Annotated in this window: 1 pseudogene; it reads right to left on the bottom strand. The window is 64.3% G+C overall.

Annotated features, from left to right (window positions below):
- A pseudogene (locus AC629_RS44180) lies at positions 1–906 on the bottom strand (helix-turn-helix domain-containing protein); the annotation flags it as partial.
- Between the last annotated feature and the right edge of the window lie 30 nt (positions 907–936).

Genomic DNA, 936 nt, shown 5'->3' with positions numbered 1-936 from the left:
ATGCGGTTCTTCAGCGTCTGATGCCAGCGCTGGATCTTGCCTTGGGTCTGGGGATGATACGGAGCGCCGCGCCCATGTTGCATGTCTTTGCCCTTGAGCCACGTGGCCAGATCATCCGCGACGTAACTCGATCCGTTGTCGCTCGGGCGCTGCGCGACGGTGATGTGGTCGAGGCCGGACGCCGCGAGCGCCTGGTCGAGCGTAGCCGTGAGGTCGGAGGCGCACATCGTCGGCCCCAATCGCCAGGCCACAATGTCGCGCGAGAAGTCGTCGAGCACTCTGGCCGCGAACGTCGTCGGGAATGCGGTTCCAGACCCGATCCGGCCTCGATCGACGATCGGCCAGTGCCTCAACACCGCCCTCGCGATAACGATCGTACCAGCGATAGAACGTGGCTCGTGGGATGCCGAGCTTGTCCAAGGTGCGCCCGGCCGGCAGGTGCGACTGCTCGACCAACCGGATAATCTCGGCCTTCTCGGAGGCGGGGGACCTCATGCCTCGTCCTCCCCATCTCTTACCCGACAGGTGAATGCGAAGCATTCACCGATAGGGCCCGTTCATGCTTTTTTTGAGCAGGCGGTTCTCCAGGGTGAGGTCGGCCAACACTTCCTTCAACGCCGCGGCCTCCCGACGAAGGTCCTTGACCTCGCCGGAGGTCGCAGCCCGTGCCGCGTCGCCGGCTAGGCGGCGCTTGCCGGCCTCCAGGAACTCCTTGGACCAGCCGTAAGACATCGAGGCGGCGATGCCTTCGCGGCGGCATAGCTCGCAGATGTTCTCCTCGCCGCGCAGCCCCTCCAGCACGATACGGATCTTCTCTTCGGCCGAGTAGTGCCGGCGCGTTTGGCGCCGGATATCCTTCACGACTCGTTCTGCCGGCGCTTTGCCCGGTCCGGATTTCTGCTTCATCTTCGCTCCTTGCGGCTACGATGAACCAGA

The sequence above is a fragment of the Bradyrhizobium sp. NAS80.1 genome, assembly GCF_001908205.1.
GTDB lineage: Bacteria > Pseudomonadota > Alphaproteobacteria > Rhizobiales > Xanthobacteraceae > Bradyrhizobium.
This window is presented reverse-complemented; position numbering and strand designations above follow the sequence as displayed.